Origin of the sequence: Streptomyces sp. NPDC002209, from assembly GCF_042890265.1 — a bacterium.
Lineage (GTDB): Bacteria > Actinomycetota > Actinomycetes > Streptomycetales > Streptomycetaceae > Streptomyces.
Genome location: NZ_JBIARX010000020.1, coordinates 84,119 through 100,764, shown reverse-complemented (window position 1 = coordinate 100,764; position 16,646 = coordinate 84,119). Strand labels below are relative to the sequence as shown.

General features: G+C 72.5%; 13 protein-coding genes. 8 read left to right on the top strand and 5 right to left on the bottom strand.

Annotated elements, in window-relative coordinates; genetic code table 11:
- Nucleotides 1–36: 36 nt before the first annotated feature.
- Nucleotides 37–780 carry a MerR family transcriptional regulator gene (locus ACFYXK_RS29000; protein WP_389413785.1) on the bottom strand — a complete coding sequence of 248 codons (744 nt, stop codon included), beginning with the start codon at nt 778–780 and terminating at the stop codon, nt 37–39.
- Nucleotides 781–880: 100 nt separating this feature from the next.
- Between ACFYXK_RS29000 and ACFYXK_RS28995 the strand changes: the two genes are divergently transcribed.
- A complete protein-coding gene (locus ACFYXK_RS28995; protein ID WP_389413784.1) occupies nt 881–2,749 on the top strand; it encodes an AMP-dependent synthetase/ligase in 1,869 nt (622 codons plus the stop codon).
- Between the two features lie 327 nt (nt 2,750–3,076).
- Here the strand turns inward: ACFYXK_RS28995 and sph are convergent, their stop codons facing one another.
- On the bottom strand, nt 3,077–4,066 hold the full coding sequence (sph, locus tag ACFYXK_RS28990) for a sphingomyelin phosphodiesterase (protein ID WP_389413783.1): 990 nt from the start codon (nt 4,064–4,066) through the stop codon (nt 3,077–3,079).
- 129 nt (nt 4,067–4,195) lie between these two features.
- Here sph and ACFYXK_RS28985 point away from each other — a divergent pair, with 129 nt between their 5' ends.
- The gene (locus ACFYXK_RS28985) at nt 4,196–5,089 is read left to right on the top strand and encodes an oxygenase MpaB family protein (RefSeq protein ID WP_389413782.1); all 894 of its coding nucleotides are present in this window, start codon (nt 4,196–4,198) and stop codon (nt 5,087–5,089) included.
- Between the two features lie 36 nt (nt 5,090–5,125).
- On the opposite strand, the gene ACFYXK_RS28980 is transcribed toward ACFYXK_RS28985, so the two are convergent.
- Nucleotides 5,126–6,646: a M1 family metallopeptidase gene (locus tag ACFYXK_RS28980; protein WP_389413781.1), complete on the bottom strand. Its 1,521-nt coding sequence runs from the start codon at nt 6,644–6,646 to the stop codon at nt 5,126–5,128.
- Nucleotides 6,647–7,027: 381 nt separating this feature from the next.
- The gene (locus ACFYXK_RS28975) at nt 7,028–7,495 is read right to left on the bottom strand and encodes a hypothetical protein (RefSeq protein ID WP_389413780.1); all 468 of its coding nucleotides are present in this window, start codon (nt 7,493–7,495) and stop codon (nt 7,028–7,030) included.
- A 148-nt stretch (nt 7,496–7,643) separates the two neighbouring features.
- Between ACFYXK_RS28975 and ACFYXK_RS28970 the strand changes: the two genes are divergently transcribed.
- The 5 genes from ACFYXK_RS28970 (at nt 7,644) to ACFYXK_RS28950 (ending at nt 13,908) form a co-directional block, all read left to right on the top strand.
- On the top strand, nt 7,644–8,507 hold the full coding sequence (locus tag ACFYXK_RS28970; RefSeq protein WP_383510476.1) for a hypothetical protein: 864 nt from the start codon (nt 7,644–7,646) through the stop codon (nt 8,505–8,507).
- A 104-nt stretch (nt 8,508–8,611) separates the two neighbouring features.
- Nucleotides 8,612–11,065: a Tex family protein gene (locus ACFYXK_RS28965; RefSeq protein WP_389413779.1), complete on the top strand. Its 2,454-nt coding sequence runs from the start codon at nt 8,612–8,614 to the stop codon at nt 11,063–11,065.
- A 317-nt stretch (nt 11,066–11,382) separates the two neighbouring features.
- Nucleotides 11,383–11,886 (top strand): hypothetical protein, encoded by a 504-nt coding sequence (locus ACFYXK_RS28960; RefSeq protein WP_389413778.1) that lies wholly within the window; start codon nt 11,383–11,385, stop codon nt 11,884–11,886.
- Nucleotides 11,873–13,087, top strand: a complete 1,215-nt coding sequence (locus tag ACFYXK_RS28955; protein WP_389413777.1) for an MAB_1171c family putative transporter — start codon at nt 11,873–11,875, stop codon at nt 13,085–13,087. Before ACFYXK_RS28960 ends, ACFYXK_RS28955 begins: the two co-directional genes overlap by 14 nt.
- Nucleotides 13,088–13,134: 47 nt before the next feature.
- Complete coding sequence (locus ACFYXK_RS28950) at nt 13,135–13,908, top strand: SDR family NAD(P)-dependent oxidoreductase (protein WP_383510483.1); 774 nt, start codon at nt 13,135–13,137, stop codon at nt 13,906–13,908.
- A gap of 15 nt (nt 13,909–13,923) precedes the next feature.
- Here ACFYXK_RS28950 and ACFYXK_RS28945 read toward each other — a convergent pair whose 3' ends face one another.
- Nucleotides 13,924–15,561, bottom strand: coding sequence for an ABC-F family ATP-binding cassette domain-containing protein (locus tag ACFYXK_RS28945; RefSeq protein WP_389413776.1), 1,638 nt, complete (start codon nt 15,559–15,561; stop codon nt 13,924–13,926).
- 92 nt (nt 15,562–15,653) lie between these two features.
- Here ACFYXK_RS28945 and ACFYXK_RS28940 point away from each other — a divergent pair, with 92 nt between their 5' ends.
- Nucleotides 15,654–16,625, top strand: coding sequence for a GlxA family transcriptional regulator (locus tag ACFYXK_RS28940; RefSeq protein WP_389413775.1), 972 nt, complete (start codon nt 15,654–15,656; stop codon nt 16,623–16,625).
- Nucleotides 16,626–16,646 lie beyond the last annotated feature (21 nt).

The following is a 16,646-nucleotide window of genomic DNA, read 5'->3' as shown; positions in this document are numbered from 1 at the left end:
CACCGCCCGCTCCTGTCCACCGCTGCGAGGTACGGATCAGTCGCTCCTCCCCGCCTCCGGTTCCGAGACGAACGCCGCCCGTAGTTCTTCCTTCAGCGAGCGCTGGAACGCGGTCACCAGGGCCTGGACCACCATCGGCTGCATGTGCGCCGACAGCGCCTTCATCGACTCCACCCGCTCCGGATCGCTCTCGCCCTGCGTGAACGGCCCCCACACCTCGTCCCGGAACAGCGCCGTCAGCTGGTGTGCCGCCGTCCGCGCGTGCTCCAGCAGCACCTTGCGCGCCGCCAGGATCGTCTCGTGGGCGATCGGCACGTCGAGCAGCGCGACCCCCAGCCGCAGCAGCCCCACGTCCACCCGGAAGCCCTCCGGGGCCGGCGCCACCACGTTCATCGCCGTCAGCCGCCGGATGTCCGTGTCCGTCAGGGTGCGCCCGGCCCGCTTCTCCAGTTCCTCCCGCGAGGACTCCAGCGCCGAGTCCGGGGCCCAGGTGGCCACCAGCGCCCGGTGGATCGCCAGGTCGTGCGGGCTGAGGTCCTCCGGCAGGGCGTCCAGGTAGCGCTCGATCGCCGACAGGGTCATGCCCTGGTGCTGCAACTCCTCGATCAGGGCCAGCCGTGAGAGGTGCTCCGGGCCGTAGTGGCCCACCCGACGGGGGCCGATCACGGGAGGGGGCAAAAGCCCGCGCGTGCTGTAGAACCGTACGGTGCGGACGGTCACACCCGCCCGGGCGGCCAGCTCGTCGACGGTGAGCGTGGGTTCGGGTGCCCGGGTGGTCATGGTCTCCGCCTCGCTCTCTGTTCCGCGCGTGCCCGTTCGTAAGTACAGCTTCAACAGTATTGCTGTCGCACCAACGATGTGAAACGGCCAGGAGCTGCCCATGACCACGAAACTGCGACTGCCCGGACGACCCGAAGAGCTCACCCTCCCCGCGCTGCTGGCGCGCAACGCCGCCGAGTACGGGGACCTCCCCGCCCTCTCGTGGCGCGAGGGCGACGGCTGGACGACCCTCAGCTGGACCGAGGTCCGCCGCAAGGTCGCCGTCCTCGCCTCCGGATACGCCGCCCTCGGCGTCGAACGCGGCGAGCACGTCCTGATCATGATGGGCAACCGCCCCGAGCACTGGCTCAGCGACCTCGCCCTCGTCCACCTCGGCGCCGTCCCCGTCACCGTCTACGGCACCTCCGCGCCCGAGCAGATCGCCCACATCGCCCGCCACAGCCGGGCCCGGGTCGCCCTCCTCGAGGGCGCCCGCGAGCTGGCCCGGTGGGAGCCGCTGCTCGACGACGGGCAGGTGCCCCTGGAACGGCTGGTCGTGGCCGAGGCCGCCGATGCGGGTACGCACCGTACCTACGGCTCCCTGCACGCGAGCGGCGCCCGCACGCACCGCCCCGACGCCTTCGAGAAGGCCTGGCGGGAGACCCGCCCCGAGGACCCGCTGACCGTCGTCTACACCTCCGGCACCACCGGCGACCCCAAGGGCGTCCGGCTGACCCACCGCAACATCATGCTCCAGTCCGTCCGCCTCGACCGGCGCGTGGACCTGCCCGAGCACGCCGAGCACATCTGCTACCTGCCCTTCGCGCACATCGCCGAGCGGATCCTCGGCATATACCTGCCACTGCTGCGGGCGGCCCACGTCCGGCTCGTGGCCGACCCCGCCGCCGTGGCACTGTCCGTCCGCGAGCTGCACCCGGTGCAGTTCTTCGGCGTGCCCCGGGTGTGGGAGAAGCTCGCCGCGTCGGTCCGGGCCGTGCTCGCGCAGCTTCCGGCCGCGCAGCGGGAGGCCATCGAGGCCGCGAACGACCTCGCCCGCGCCCGGGCCGGCCACCGGGAGCGCGGCGAGGAGGTCCCGGCCGCGCTCGAAGCCTCGTACACCCGGGCCAAGGAGCAGGTGCTGGACCCGCTGCTGGGCCTGGCCGGGCTGGACCGGCTCCGGTGGACGGCCAGCGCCACCGCGCCGATGCCGATCGACGTCGTGCGGTTCTGGGCGGGCTGGGGGATCACGATCATGGACGCCTGGGGGCTCACCGAGACCTCGGGCGTGTGCACGGTCAACAGCCCGGACGGGTTCCGGCTGGGCTCGGTGGGGCGGGCGATCGAGGGGCTGGAGCTGCGGCTCGCCGAGGACGGGGAGATCCTCACCCGCGGCGGGACCGTATTCGGCGGCTACCTGCAGCCCGACGGGTCGGTGGAGAGCGCGCACGACGCCGAGGGCTGGTTCCCGACCGGGGACATCGGCCGCCTCGACGAGGACGGGTTCCTCTGGCTGACCGACCGCAAGAAGGAACTCATCATCACCTCGAACGGCAAGAACGTCTCGCCGGCCCTGGTGGAGAACACCGTCAAGGAGCATCCGCTGATCGGCCAGGCCCTGGTGCACGGCGACGGCCGCTCCTACCTCGTCGCCCTGCTGGTGCTGGACGGGGAGCTGGCCCCGGCGTGGGCGGCGGCCCGCGGCATCGAGGCCGGCTCGCTCGCCGGTCTCGCGGCGCACCCGGCCGTCCGGGAGGAGGTCGCCCGCGCGGTCGCGGCGGCCAACGCCCGGCTCAACCGGACCGAGCAGATCAAGCGCTACCGGCTGCTGACGCAGGAGTGGGGCCCGGACACCGGGGAGCTCACCCCGTCGCTGAAGCTGCGCCGCCGGGTGGTCCGGGAGAAGTACGGAGCCCTGATCGACGGGCTGTACGAGGAGCCGTACGAGGAGCCGTACGAGGACGTGCACGAGGGCCCGCCCCGGGCGGTGTAGCCCGGATGGCCCTGTCCGGTGGGCGCGGCGCCGCCCGCCGGACGAGCTGGACGAGGGCCAGGAGTACGAGGAGCGCATCCGCTGGATCGTGCAGCGGCGGCGCGCAGACGAAGGTCTCCGGCGACGACGGGCGGGCCGGCTACTACGTCGAACTCGACCTGCCGGCCGAGGCGGAACGCGTCCACGGCAAGGACTTCGCGGACTTCCCGGAGAAGAACCACGAGCCGGTCGACCCCCCTGTTCCGCGCGCAGCCCGACGGCCGAGCGGCGTGCGGCGGCGGCCCCGCGGGTGCCCGTCGCGCGAAGGCACCCGCGGGAGCGCGCGGACTAGCGGCCGATCAGCGGGTAGTGGTCGGAGAGGTTGGTGTACGTGTACGAGGTGCCCCAGCTGGAGACCGTCCAGGGCGCCGACTGCTCCTTGACCACGTTGTTCTCCCAGCCCGCCGGGCGGGCGTTGCCCTTGCGGTAGAGGACGTAGTCCAGGTCCTCGCGCGGGTCGGTCGGGTAGCGGTAGTTCGCGATGGAGTTCAGCGCGGTGTCGAAGGAGTACGGGTGACCCGTGCGCGAGTCGGAGTTCGCCAGGTCGGCGTTGGCGAGCATCGACGCGAACTCGGGGGAGCGGGAGTCGACGTTCATGTCGCCCGCGACGATGACCTGCTCGTTCGCCGGGATGTTCTTGCCGTCCAGGAAGGCGTCTATCGCTTTGAACTGGCGGGCGCGCATGTCCGCCGCCTCGCCCGCGCCGCAGCCCGGGTCCGTGGACTGCGCGTGGGTGCCGACCACGTGGACCTTGGTGCCGTTCACGTCCAGTACGACGTAGGCGAAGCCCTTGTTGGACCACCAGTCGGCGCCGCAGGCGTCCTTGTAGACGACCTGCTCCTTGCGGATGATCGGCCACTTGCTCAGGACCGTGACGCCGCCGTCCTCGGGGGTGGTGGAGGAGTACGCCCCGCCCGTGGCGTCCCAGCCGCTCTTGCTGCGGCCGACGACCGGGGTCTGGTACGGGTACTGCGCCGAGGCGTTGGACTTCAGGGCGTCCGAGGCGCCGTTGTCGAAGGCCTCCTGGAGCACGACCACGTCGTGGCCCTGGAAGAAGGACGCCTTGGGGATCTCCGAAGCGCGGTGGTCCTGGCCCCAGTTGGGGTAGAGGTTCTTGCTCATCAGGAACACGTTGTACGTCAGGACGCTGAGCCGCGGGGCCGCGGCGCTCTCCGCGGCCGAGGCGGCCGGCGCGCTGGTGGCGGCCAGCGCGCCGGCGGCGATCATCGCAACGGCCGTGGCGGCGGCACGGTTGCGACCGAGCTTGGTGTGCAGCATGAGGTCTCCATCATTCCTGCAGGGGGGAGATCGACTCCGTCATCCAAGCAGCCGCGGTTACCTCTGGGTAACACCCGTGACAAGACTTTCTGTCCGGGAGCGGACGTCTGGCACTCGCATACTGGAACCATGAGAGAAACAGGGCTTCCCGCACCCGGACCGACGGCCGCGAGCCGCCCCGATCCCGAGCCGCCGGCGCCCGGCGGGGTGCTGTGGACCATCTCCGGAGACATCCGGGCCCTGCTGATGCTGCCCGCCGCCTTTACGATGCAGGTCGCCCACCCCGCGATCGGGGCCGGGGTCGACGAGCACTCGGTCTTCCGCACCGACCCCTGGGGGCGCGGCGAGCGCTCGCTGCGCTCCGTCCAGCTGTGGGTGTACGGCGGGGAGGAGGCCGCCGAAGAGGGCCGCCGCGTGCGCCGCCTGCACAAGGAGATCCAGGGCATCGACACCCGGGGCCGGCGCTACCACTCCCTCGACCCCGCCTGCTACTCCTGGGTCCACGCCACCGGTTTCCCGATCTACCTGTACGCCGGGCGCTACCTGCTGCGCCGCTTCACCCCCGCCCAGGAGCGGCAGCTGTACCGGGAGTGGCTCCAGGTGGGCAGGATCCTCGGCGTCCGTGACCGGGACATGCCGCAGAGCATCGAGGAGTACTGGGTCTACTACCGCCGGATGCTGGCCGAGGAGATCGAGCCCACCAAGGTGGCCCGCGAGCTGGTCGCCACGGACGTTCCGCTGCCGAGGCCCGAGGGCGGCTCGCTGCCGGTGCGGCTGCTGCTGCGGCTCGCCTGGCCGGTGCTCCGGGCGGCGTTCCTGCACTTCCGGGCCTTCGTCACCGTCGGCTACATGCCGCCCGACGCCCGCGCCGCCATCGGGCTGGAGTGGAGCGCGGCCCAGGAGCGCAGGCTCCGGCGGTTCAGCACGGCCGTGCGGCTCCTCGTACCGCTGCTCCCGCAGCGGCTGCGGTACCTGCCGATCGCGCGGGCGGCGCGGGAGCGGTGGCGCGCCGGCACCCCCTGAGGGGCGCCAGCGCGCGGGTACGGGTACGAGCGGGAATCAGTGCTCGTGGATCGTGTTCGTCTCGGCGATCTTCTTCCAGGACTTCGGCTCCACGGGCTGTGCGGCGGGCGCCTCGAGCGACCGGGCGCCCGGCGAGGCGGCACCCTTGGCCGCGGCGGCCGGCGGGGCGAACGCCGGCTTGCCCGGGGTGTACAGCCAGGTCTCGAACAGCTGGGCCAGCGGCTTGTTCGACACCTTCTCCGCGTACCGGACGAAGTCCCCGACCTTGGCGTTGCCGTACGCCCGCTCGGTCGGCCAGCCCTTGAGGATCTGGAAGAACTTCTCGTCGCCGATCTCGTTGCGCAGCGCCTGCAGGGCGATCGCGCCGCGGTCGTAGACGGCCCCGTGGAACTGGTTGTCCGGACCCGGGTCGCCCGGCTTGACCTGCCAGAACGGGTCGTCCGCCGCGCGCAGCCCGTACGCCCAGTCGGCGAGCTCCTGCGCGGTGCCCTCGCCCTCCTTCTCCGACCACAGCCACTGGCTGTAGCGGGCGAAGCCCTCGTTGATCCAGATGTCCTTCCAGCCGTCGACGGACACGCTGTCGCCGTACCACTGGTGGGCCAGCTCGTGCACGACCACCGAGACGTTGGCCCCGTTCGAGAACTGCTTCGGGCTGTAGAACGGCCGGGTCTGCGTCTCCAGCGCGAAGCTGGAGGGCACGTTCGGCACGTAGCCGCCCAGGGCGTTGAAGGGGTACGGCCCGAAGACACCCTCCAGCCACTCGGCGACCTCACCGGTCCGCTCCACGCTCGCGCGCGCCGCGCCCGCGTTGTCGCCGAGGTCCTTGCTGTACGCGTTGAGGATGGGCAGCCCGCTCGCCGTCTTGTCGGTGGTGACGTCGAACTTGCCGATGGCGAGGGTGGCGAGGTAGGTGGCCTGCGGCTTGTTCGAGCGCCAGTTGTACCGGGTCCAGCCGAGCCGGGAACTCTGCGACTGGAGCACGCCGTTGCTGATGGCCTGCGTGCCGTCGGGGACGTTGACCGAGATGTCGAAGGTGGCCTTGTCGAGCGGGTGGTCGTTGCTCGGGAACCACCAGACGGCCGAGTCGGGCTCCTGCGCCGCGATGCCGCCGTCCGGGGTGCGCTGCCAGGCCGACCAGCCGTCGATCTTGAACTCCGAGGGCTTTCCTGCGTACTTGACGACGACCGACGCGGGCGTGTCCTTCTTCAGCGGCTGGGCGGGGGTCACCTCCAGCTCGTGGTCCCCGGACGTGGCGAACTTCGCCTTGGCGCCGTTGACCCGGATCTCGCTGACCTTCAGTCCGAAGTCCAGGTTGAAGCGGGAGAGGTCCTGCTTGGCGGTGGTCAGCAGGGTGGCGGTGCCCTCCAGCAGGTCCGTCTTCGGCTGGTACTGCAGGCGCAGGTCGTAGTGGGACACGTCGTATCCGCTGTTGCCGCTGGCCGGGTAGTAGGGATCGCCGATACCCGGGGCCCCTTGGACCGAACTCGCCGCCGACGCCGGGATCACCAGCAGGAGGGAAGCGGCGAGCACGCTCGGGGCGATGACTTTGCGGTGCACGAAGAGCTCCAATGATTGGGGAGTCAGTTCCGATCAAGGCCTTGTCGTTCGACCGTATTCACGCCTGACCCCCCACGTCATGTCCATGGCCCCTGCTGTCACACGATCGCCATTCGGCCGTCACGGGCCGGCGGCTCCACCGGGTCCGGGCTGCGCTGCGGGCGGGTGCTCACCGTCTCCGAAGAGCCGCATCCGGGTGCGCACGGTGCCGGTTCCCGGGGCGGGGAACTGCCGAAGAAAGGCCAGAAAGTGCGTGCGGCGGCGGGGTTGCGCCGGCCGGCCTGCGTCCCTGCCCGGAGCCGGCGACGGCCCGCAGGGCAGCTTCCCTGCGGGCCGCAACGAGCCGTGGCGGGCCGTGGCGGGCCGTCTGTTGCCGTTCGGCTAGTGGCCGTTCGGCGAGATGCCGTGCAGCTTCGACGGCGTCGTCAGGAACTGGCTGCCGATGCCGTTGTCGTTGTTCGCGAACATGCCCGAGGCGCCGCGCAGTGCGGTCTTCTCCGAAGCCAGACGGCCCATCAGGCTCTTCACCTGCTGGTCCCAGGTGTCCGCCACCTTCTTCAGGCCAGCGGCCGTCTCCCAGCCCTCGAAACCCTTCTGGGCGGTGCCGGTGTCCGCGTCCGCATACTCGGTCGCCTTCTTGGTGTCCGGCTCCAGCTCGGTCTCGATCGTGTTCGCCGCGGCCTTCTTCTGGGCCGGCGTCGAAGCGAAGTCCCCGGACCCGCCCGGAACGAAGGGCCCCATCGGCTTGGCCGGTCCGGTCGGCCCCGTCGGCCCGCTCGGGTCGACCGGCACGTGGTTCAGCTGCATGGCCACCTGCAGGTCCGACACCTGACCGCTATCTCCTGACATGTGCACGCCTCCCCGTTGGCATCGGTTCGATCTTATGCGCGGCAACGGCGCACCGGCCAAGCACCCCTTGCCAATCTCACGTTTCCTTCACGGTCCTGTGAGGGGTGCGGACTACCCGGCATACTGAGCGGTCGGTAACCTGGGCGGCATGACGATTCCTGTGCGCGCCGCCCGCAACTGTTGGCATGCAGCGATCAACCCGCTGCACGCGACCATCTACTTCTCGCCCGACCTGGGCAAGGAGTTCGCCGCCCTCGGTGTCACCGAGCGGCCCGCCGTGAACCTCGCCTCGCGCTCCGCCGCCATGGGCGCCGTCGGAGCCGGGACGGTCACCGCCACCTTCTACAACTACCGCCACGACTTCGTCGCCCGGCACCTGCCCGCCGTCTGGGACACGATCACCCCCGGGCAGGCCCTCGACGCCCGGCTGCGCGCCGCCGACAGCACCCTGCGCCGGCTGCTCGGCGACGAGACCGTCGAGTCCCCCGAACTCGCCGAGGCCGCCGACCTCGCCCTGCGCGCCACCGAGGGCTGCAGCCGCCACGCCCGGACCCTCTACGCCGCCCACGCCGACCTCCCCGTGCCCGAGGAGCCGCACCTGCGCCTGTGGCACGCCACCACCCTGCTGCGCGAGCACCGCGGCGACGGCCACCTCGCCGCCCTGCTCCTCGCCGGGCTGGACCCGCTGGAGGCCCTGGTCAGCCACACCGCCACCGGCCGCGGCATGACCCCGAAGTGGATCAAGGCCATCCGCGGCTGGGAGCAGTCCGACCTCGACGCCGCCGCCGGCCGGCTGCGCGAGCGCGGGATCCTCGACGCCGACGGCGAGCTCACCGAGGAGGGCAAGGCCGTGCGCGAGCGCCTCGAGACCGACACCGACCGCCTCGACGCAGCCCCGTACGAGCACCTCGGCGCGGACGGCCTGGCCCGCCTCGCCGAACTCGGCGGCGGATTCGTCATGAAGGCCCTCGCCGCCGGCGCCTTCCCCGCCGACGCCTTCGGCAAGGCCTGAGGAAGCACGCCGCGGGCCCGGGCGCGGGGCTCCCGGACCCTGTCACCGCCACCTGCCACAATTGGCAGCCTTCCAGTGCAAACGAAGGCAGGCGGGACCCGATCGTGACGATGTCCATCGAAGGCAGGATCGCCGAGGAGCTCGGCGTACGGGAACGGCAGGTCAAGGCCGCCGTCGAGCTGCTCGACGGCGGCTCCACCGTGCCGTTCATCGCGCGCTACCGCAAGGAAGCGACCGAGATGCTCGACGACGCCCAGCTGCGCACCCTCGAGGAGCGGCTGCGGTACCTGCGCGAGCTCGAAGACCGCCGCGCGGCGATCCTGGACTCCGTACGGGAGCAGGGCAAGCTCGACGCCGAGCTGGAGGCCCGGATCAACGCGGCCGACACCAAGGCCCGGCTGGAGGACATCTACCTCCCCTTCAAGCCCAAGCGGCGCACCAAGGCGCAGATCGCCCGCGAGGCCGGCTTGGAGCCGCTCGCCGAAGGCCTGCTGGCCGACCCGTCGGTGGATCCGGCCGCCGCCGCGGCCGCGTTCGTCGACGCCGACAAGGGCGTCGCGGACCCGGCCGCGGCCCTGGAGGGCGCCCGCGCCATCCTCACGGAGCGGTTCGCCGAGGACGCCGACCTGATCGGCGAGCTGCGCGAGCGCATGTGGGGCCGCGGCCGGCTCGCCGCGAAGGTCCGCGAGGGCAAGGAGGAGGCGGGCGCCAAGTTCGCCGACTACTTCGAATTCGCCGAGCCCTTCACCGCGCTGCCCTCGCACCGCGTCCTCGCCATGCTGCGCGGCGAGAAGGAGGACGTCCTCGACCTCACCCTGGAGCCGGAGGAGCCGAGCGAGACGCCCGGCCCGTCCACGTACGAGGGCATGGTCGCGCGCCGCTTCGGCGTCGCGGCCCCCAGCGAACACGGCCGCCCCGGCGACAAGTGGCTGGCCGACACCGTCCGCTGGGCCTGGCGTACGAAGATCCAGGTGCACCTCGGCATCGACCTGCGGATGCGGCTGCGCGCCGCCGCCGAGGACGAGGCCGTCCGGGTCTTCGCCGCCAACCTGCGCGATCTGCTGCTCGCGGCCCCCGCCGGCACCCGGGCCACGCTCGGCCTCGACCCGGGCTTCCGCACCGGCGTGAAGGTCGCCGTCGTGGACGCCACCGGCAAGGTCGTGGCCACGGACGTGATCTACCCGCACGTCCCCGCCAACAAGTGGGACGAGTCCCTCGCCAAGCTGGCCCGCCTCGCGAAGGAGCACGCTGTCGAGCTGGTCGCCATCGGCAACGGCACCGCCTCGCGCGAGACGGACAAGCTCGCCGGGGACCTGATCACCCGCCACCCCGAGCTGAAGCTCACCAAGGTGATGGTGTCCGAGGCGGGCGCCTCCGTGTACTCGGCCTCCGCCTTCGCCTCGCAGGAACTCCCGGACATGGACGTGTCGCTGCGCGGCGCGGTCTCCATCGCCCGCCGCCTCCAGGACCCGCTCGCCGAGCTCGTCAAGATCGACCCCAAGTCGATCGGCGTCGGCCAGTACCAGCACGACCTCTCCGAGGTGAAGCTCTCGCGCTCGCTCGACGCGGTGGTCGAGGACTGTGTGAACGGCGTCGGCGTGGACGTCAACACCGCCTCCGCGCCCCTGCTCTCGCGGGTGTCGGGCATCAGCGGCGGACTCGCCGAGAACATCGTGGCCCACCGCGACGCCAACGGCCCTTTCCGCAGCCGCAAGGCGCTCAAGGACGTGGCCCGGCTCGGCCCGAAGGCGTACGAGCAGTGCGCGGGCTTCCTGCGGATCCGCGGCGGGGACGACCCGCTGGACTTCTCCAGCGTGCACCCCGAGGCCTACCCGGTGGTCCGCGGCATGGCCAAGACGGCGGGCAGCGAGGTGGCGGCGCTGATCGGCAACGGCGACGTGCTGCGCTCGCTGCGGCCGGAGCAGTTCGTCACGGAGGCCTTCGGCCTGCCGACCGTCACGGACATCCTGCGCGAGCTGGAGAAGCCGGGGCGCGACCCGCGGCCGGCCTTCAAGACGGCCACCTTCAAGGAGGGCGTCGAGAAGATCGGCGACCTGGCGCCCGGGATGATCCTGGAGGGAGTGGTCACCAATGTGGCCGCGTTCGGCGCGTTCATCGACATCGGCGTCCACCAGGACGGGCTGGCCCACGTCTCGGCGCTGTCGAAGAACTTCGTCAAGGACCCGCGGGACGTGGTCAAGCCGGGCGACATCGTCCGCGTGAAGGTCATGGACGTGGACATCCCGCGCAAGCGGATCTCGCTGACCCTGCGGCTGGAGGACGAGGCCGACCGCTCGGCGGGCGCACCCCGCCAGCGCGAGGACCGCCAGGGGCAGGACCGGCGCGGCGGCGGCCGTCCCCCGCAGCAGCGCGGAGGCGGCCAGGGCGGAGGCGGCCAGCGCCAGGGCGGCGGCCAGCGCCAGGGCGGCGGCCAGGGCGGCCAGCGCCAGGGCGGCCAGGGCGGCAGCGGCTCCCCGGCCCCGGCCAACAGCGCGATGGCGGACGCCCTCCGCCGCGCCGGCCTCACCGGCGCCCCCGAGGACCGCCGCAAGCGCTAGCGCGCGTGGTTCCCCGGCATCCGGCCGGGGGACCCGGGCGGCGGGGGAGCGCCGGGGGTGCGGTTGTGGCCACCGGCGGGCGGTGGGGCGGGTTGCGGGGTGGCCGAATAGGCACCCCACCTGGGCAGCTGCCTTGCGAACTCCCGTACAAGATCTGTAGGCATGGTGGAACGCCCGTTCGCCGACTGGTGAACGGGCTTCCGTTTCTCCCCTCAGGACCCCCACTCCCCGAGGCCGCCTTGAAGGCACAGGACGCCATGCCCACGCCCACGCACGCCTACCGACGCTGCCCGCGAAAGGGTCCGAAGAGGGATCACATGCCCCACTCGCAACCCAGCCTCCGGAAACGGTGCGAGAAGATTCTCGGCCATCTGGATCTGACGCATCCCTTCTCCCTCGAAGGGTTGTGCAACCGGATCGCCGAGCAGCGCGGGCGCCCCATCCGGCTGCACCCGCTCCCCAAGGAAGCGGCGGAATCCGGGGTCTGCGGGCTGTGGGTGGGCACGGCCACCGTCGACTACGTCTTCTACGAGGCCCAGACCACCCCGCTCCACCGCGAGCACATCGTGCTCCACGAGCTCGGGCACATCCTGTTCGGCCACCACTCCCTGGAGGCGCAGGACACCGACGGGCAGGCTCCGGTCGTCCTCGGCCGCACCAACTACACCACCAGCCAGGAGCGGGAGGCGGAGATGCTCGCCAGCATGATCCGCATCCGTACGACGGGCCCCTGCCCGCAGTCCGCCGCCGCACCCCGTGGCACCCTGGCCTGGCTGGAATCCGCCATGGGCTACGGGCGGGGGAACCATGGGCGCCGCTGAGCTCACCGCCGCCGGCGACTGGCTCGCCGTGCCGAGCGTGGTCTGCCTCTGGACCGCGGTCCTGCTGCGTGCCCCGGCCGCCCTGCGCTCCCCGCAGCAGCGCGGCCTGTGGCTCGCCGTCGCCACCGCCGCCGCCGCGATGACCCTGAACCTCCCTGACGTCGTCACGTACGCGATGCGCGACCCGCACTACGCGCACACCGTCGGGCTCGTGCGCAACCTCATCGGCGTGCTCTCCGCGGGCACCGTGCTCTACTTCGTCGCCGCCGCCACCCGCGGCCGGGTCCTCCAACTCGCCGCCTGGACGGGCACGGTGGCCTGGCTGACCGTCCTCGTGGTGCTGGACACCGCCGCTCCCGCGCACGGCACGCACACCATCCCGCCGCAGGGCGATCCGGTGCCCTCCCTGGCGTACTGGCTGTTCCTGATCTCCGCGCACCTCCTCGCCAACACCACCTGTGTCTCCCTCTGCTGGCGCTACAGCCGGCGCAGCGAGAGCAGGGGCCTCGCCGCCGGGCTGCGCCTCTTCGGCCTCGGCACCGCACTCGCCGGCCTGTTCTGGTTCGTGTACCTCCTCAAGGCCCTGTTCGGCAGCACCTGGGCGATGCCCGCCCTGCCGCTGATGATGAACCTGCACGGGCTGCTGCGCGCCGCCGCGATCCTCGTGCCGACGCTGTTCGTGCTGCGCCGCACGAGCGCCGACATCGCCACCGCCTGGCGGCTGTGGCCGCTGTGGCACGACCTGGTCCAGGCCGTCCCGCACGTCGCCCTCACCAAGCCGCGGGCCGGCCGGGTCGTGGAGCTGCTGTGGCCGCCGGTCCCGCGCAACCTGCTGGTGTACCGCAAGGTGATCGAGACCCGCGACGCGATCCTGATCCTCGGCGAGTACGTCGCCCCGGGCGCCTGGGAACTCGCCCGCAGCCATGTCACGGGGCACGGGATCCCCGAGCAGCGGCGCACCGCGGCCGCGCTGGCCTGCGTACTGAAGGAGGCGCGGGAGGCGAAGCTCGCCGGACGGCCCGGACAGCCGGGGGAGGACGCGGCCTGGGAGCTGCCGGCCGCGATGCAGACCTCCGCCGAGGGCGGCGACCTGGACGACGAGGCCCGGTTCCTGGTCGACGTGGCGCAGGCCTACGGCTCCCCGGCGACCACGGACTTCACCCCGGAACGCCCGAACGCAGTGCAGCCCCCGGGGATCTGAGCACCTGAGGGCCTGAACCCTGAACGACCGTAGGAAGTGACGTTCTCTTGACCACCGTTCTGATCACCGGGGCCAGTGCCGGACTCGGCGCCGCCTTCGCCCGCGGCTTCGCGGCCAAGGGCTGCGACCTCGTCCTGGTCGCCCGCGACAAGGACCGCCTCGAGGCCGTGGCCCGCGAGCTCGGCCGGGAGTTCGGCACGGCGAGCGAGGTGCTGCCCGCCGATCTGCTGGACGATGCGGACTGCACGGCCGTCGCCGAGCGCCTCGCCGACCGGGACCGGCCCGTGGACATCCTGGTCAACAACGCCGGCTTCGGGCTCCCCGCGCCGTTCCCGTACAGCCCGGTCGAGGACGAGGAGCGGATGCTCGACCTGCTGGTGAAGGTCCCGCTGCGGCTCACCCACGCCCTGCTGCCCCGGCTGCGCGAACGCCGCCGGGGCGCGGTGGTGAACGTCTCCTCGGTGGCGGGACTGCTGCCGACCGGGACGTACGGGGCCGCCAAGGCCTGGGTCACGGCGTTCAGCGAGTCCCTGCGGGTGGACATGGCGCCGTACGGGGTCCGGGTGCTCGCGGTGGTCCCGGGGTTCACCCGCACCGAGTTCCAGGCGCGGGCCGGGATGGACGTCAGCGCCCTGCGCGAGGCGGTGTGGCTGGAGCCCGAGGCCGTCGTGGCCAAGGCGCTGCGGGACCTGGCCCTGCGCCGGCCGGTGAGCATCACCGGCCGGCGCTACCAGGCGTACGCACTCGCCGCACGGCACCTGCCACGGGGTTTCGTGGCCGAGAGGCTGCCCCGCAAGCGCCGCCCGCCGCAGCAGCAGTAGGCCTGCGGGCACGGCCTACAGCTCGGTGACCTTGCCGTCCGCGACCTCCAGGCGGCGCGTCACGTGCACCGCGTCCAGCATCCGGCGGTCGTGCGTGACCAGCAGCAGGGTGCCCTCGTAGGCCTCCAGGGCCGACTCCAGCTGTTCGATCGCCGGAAGGTCCAGGTGGTTCGTGGGCTCGTCCAGCACCAGCAGGTTCACCCCGCGGCCCTGGAGCAGCGCCAGGGCCGCCCGGGTGCGCTCGCCGGGGGACAGCGTGGCCGCCGGGCGCAGCACGTGCACGGCCTTCAGGCCGAACTTCGCCAGCAGCGTCCGCACTTCGGCCGGCTCGGTGTCCGGGACCGCCGCGCAGAAGGCCTCCAGCAGCGGCTCGTCCCCGAGGAAGAGCCCGCGCGCCTGGTCCACCTCGCCGATCAGCACGCCCGAACCGAGCGTGGCCGCACCGGAGTCGGGTACCAGCCGGCCGAGGAGCACGGCGAGCAGGGTGGACTTGCCCGCGCCGTTGGCGCCGGTGATCGCGACCCGGTCCGCCCAGTCGATCTGCAGGCTGGCCGGGCCGAACGCGAAGTCCCCGCGCCGCACGGCCGCCTCGTTCAGGGTGGCCACGACCGAGCCGGAGCGCGGCGCCGCCGCGATCTCCATGCGCAGCTCCCACTCCTTGCGGGGCTCGTCGACGACCTCGAGCCGCTCGATGGCGCGCTGCGTCTGGCGGGCCTTGGCGGCCTGCTTCTCGCTGGACTCGCCCCGCAGGTTCTTGCCGATCTTGTCGTTGTCGCTCGCCTTGCGGCGGGCGTTGCGGACGCCCTTGTCCATCCAGTTGCGCTGCATCTGGGCGCGGCCCTCCAGGGCCGCCTTCTTGCCCGCGTACTCGTCGAACTCCTCGCGCGCGTGGGTACGGGCCCGCTCGCGCTCCTCCAGATAGGCGTCGTAGCCGCCGCCGTAGAGGTTGATCTGCTGCTGCGCCAGGTCGAGTTCGAGGACCTTGGTGACCGTCCGGGTCAGGAACTCGCGGTCGTGGCTGATCACGACCGTTCCCGCGCGCAGGCCCTTCACGAACCGCTCCAGGCGCTCCAGACCCTCCAGGTCCAGGTCGTTGGTCGGCTCGTCGAGCAGGAAGACGTCGTAGCGGGAGAGCAGCAGTGAGGCGAGGCCCGCGCGGGCCGCCTGGCCGCCGGACAGTGCGGTCATCGGCAGGTCCAGGCTCACGGCCAGCCCGAGCTCGTCGGCGACCTCCTGGGCCCGCTCGTCGAGGTCGGCGCCGCCGAGGTTCAGCCACTGGTCCAGGGTCGTCGCGTACGCGTCGTCCGCGCCCGGGGTCCCGTCGACCAGGCCCTGGGTCGCCGCGTCCAGCGCCGCCTGGGCGGCGGCGACGCCCGTCCGGCGGGCCAGGAAGTCCCGGACGGACTCTTCGGGGCGCCGCTCGGGCTCCTGGGGGAGGTGGCCGACGGCGGCGGTGGGCGGGGAGAGCCGCAGCTCACCGGTCTCGGGCGTGTCCAGGCCGGCGAGCAGGCGCAGCAGGGTGGACTTCCCGGCGCCGTTGACGCCGACGAGGCCGATGACGTCACCGGGGGCGACGACGAGGTCGAGATCGGCGAAGAGCGTGCGCTCACCGTGCGCGGCGGTGAGGTTCTTGGCGACGAGGGTTGCAGTCATGGTCCGTCGATCCTATCCGCGCCGCGGGGCATGGCCGTAAAGGTGGGATGAGCGTCATTGCGGCCATGGGCACGGCGTCACACCATGGGTTCATGTCGTTGCGAAACGTGCTCGTCGTCCTCTACGACGGCGTGCAGAGCCTGGACGTGACCGGGCCCGTGGAGGTGTTCGCCGCGGTCGGCCGCTTCCCGGGCCGGGCGGCGGGCGGGTACGCGATCCGTACGGTCTCCCCGGGCGGGGCGCCCGTACGGACGAGCAGCGGGCTCGCGCTGGTGCCGGACGGGGACCTGGAGGGCGAACGGCCGGGGGCGGGCACCACCCTGCTGGTGCCGGGCGGGCAGTACCGGGGGGACTTCGAGCCCCGGCTCACCGAGTGGCTCCGCGCGTACGGGGAAGGCGCGCAGCGGCTGGTCTCCGTGTGCACGGGCGGGCTGCTGCTGGCCGAGGCCGGGCTGCTGGACGGGCGGCGGGCCACGACGCACTGGTACGCCTGCGAGCAGATGGCCCGGGACTACCCGAAGGTCACGGTCGAACCGGACCCGATCTACGTACGGGACGGCCGGGTGGCCACCTCGGCCGGGGTCACGGCGGGGATCGACCTCGCGCTGGCGCTGGTGGAGGAGGACCACGGCCGGGAGCTCGCGCTGGACATCGCGCGGCACCTGGTGGTGTTCCTGCGCAGGCCCGGGAACCAGGCGCAGTTCAGCGCGCAGCTGGCGGCGCAGACCGCGCAGCGGGACCCGCTGCGGGAGGTGCAGCAGTGGATCACGGAGCACCCGGGGGCGGACCTGAGCGTGGAGTCCCTGGCGGCGCGGGCGAGGCTCTCGCCCCGGCACTTCGCGCGTGCCTTCCAGGCGGAGACCGGGCTGACGCCGGGGCGCTACGTGGAGCGGGTGCGGGTGGAGCACGCGCGGCGCCTCCTGGAGGACACGGGGGACGGGGTCGCCCAGATCTCCCGGGCCTGCGGGTACGGCACGCCGGAGGCCCTCCGGCGGGCCTTCGTGAAGACCCTGGGCCAGCCCCCGGCCGAATACCGCCGCCGCTTCGGTCCCGACCGCACATGAGCGACGACCCACCCGCCGCGA

Excerpts from the sequence above, each read along its gene's own strand:
- ACFYXK_RS28955 (WP_389413777.1), top strand. The coding sequence starts at position 11,873 with ATGGGCGCCGCTGAGCTCACCGCCGCCGGCGACTGGCTCGCCGTGCCG.
- ACFYXK_RS28985 (WP_389413782.1), top strand. The coding sequence starts at position 4,196 with ATGAGAGAAACAGGGCTTCCCGCACCCGGACCGACGGCCGCGAGCCGC.
- ACFYXK_RS28995 (WP_389413784.1), top strand. The coding sequence starts at position 881 with ATGACCACGAAACTGCGACTGCCCGGACGACCCGAAGAGCTCACCCTC.
- ACFYXK_RS28945 (WP_389413776.1), bottom strand. The coding sequence starts at position 15,561 with ATGACTGCAACCCTCGTCGCCAAGAACCTCACCGCCGCGCACGGTGAG.
- ACFYXK_RS29000 (WP_389413785.1), bottom strand. The coding sequence starts at position 780 with ATGACCACCCGGGCACCCGAACCCACGCTCACCGTCGACGAGCTGGCC.
- sph (WP_389413783.1), bottom strand. The coding sequence starts at position 4,066 with ATGCTGCACACCAAGCTCGGTCGCAACCGTGCCGCCGCCACGGCCGTT.
- ACFYXK_RS28960 (WP_389413778.1), top strand. The coding sequence starts at position 11,383 with ATGCCCCACTCGCAACCCAGCCTCCGGAAACGGTGCGAGAAGATTCTC.
- ACFYXK_RS28970 (WP_383510476.1), top strand. The coding sequence starts at position 7,644 with ATGACGATTCCTGTGCGCGCCGCCCGCAACTGTTGGCATGCAGCGATC.
- ACFYXK_RS28940 (WP_389413775.1), top strand. The coding sequence starts at position 15,654 with ATGTCGTTGCGAAACGTGCTCGTCGTCCTCTACGACGGCGTGCAGAGC.
- ACFYXK_RS28975 (WP_389413780.1), bottom strand. The coding sequence starts at position 7,495 with ATGTCAGGAGATAGCGGTCAGGTGTCGGACCTGCAGGTGGCCATGCAG.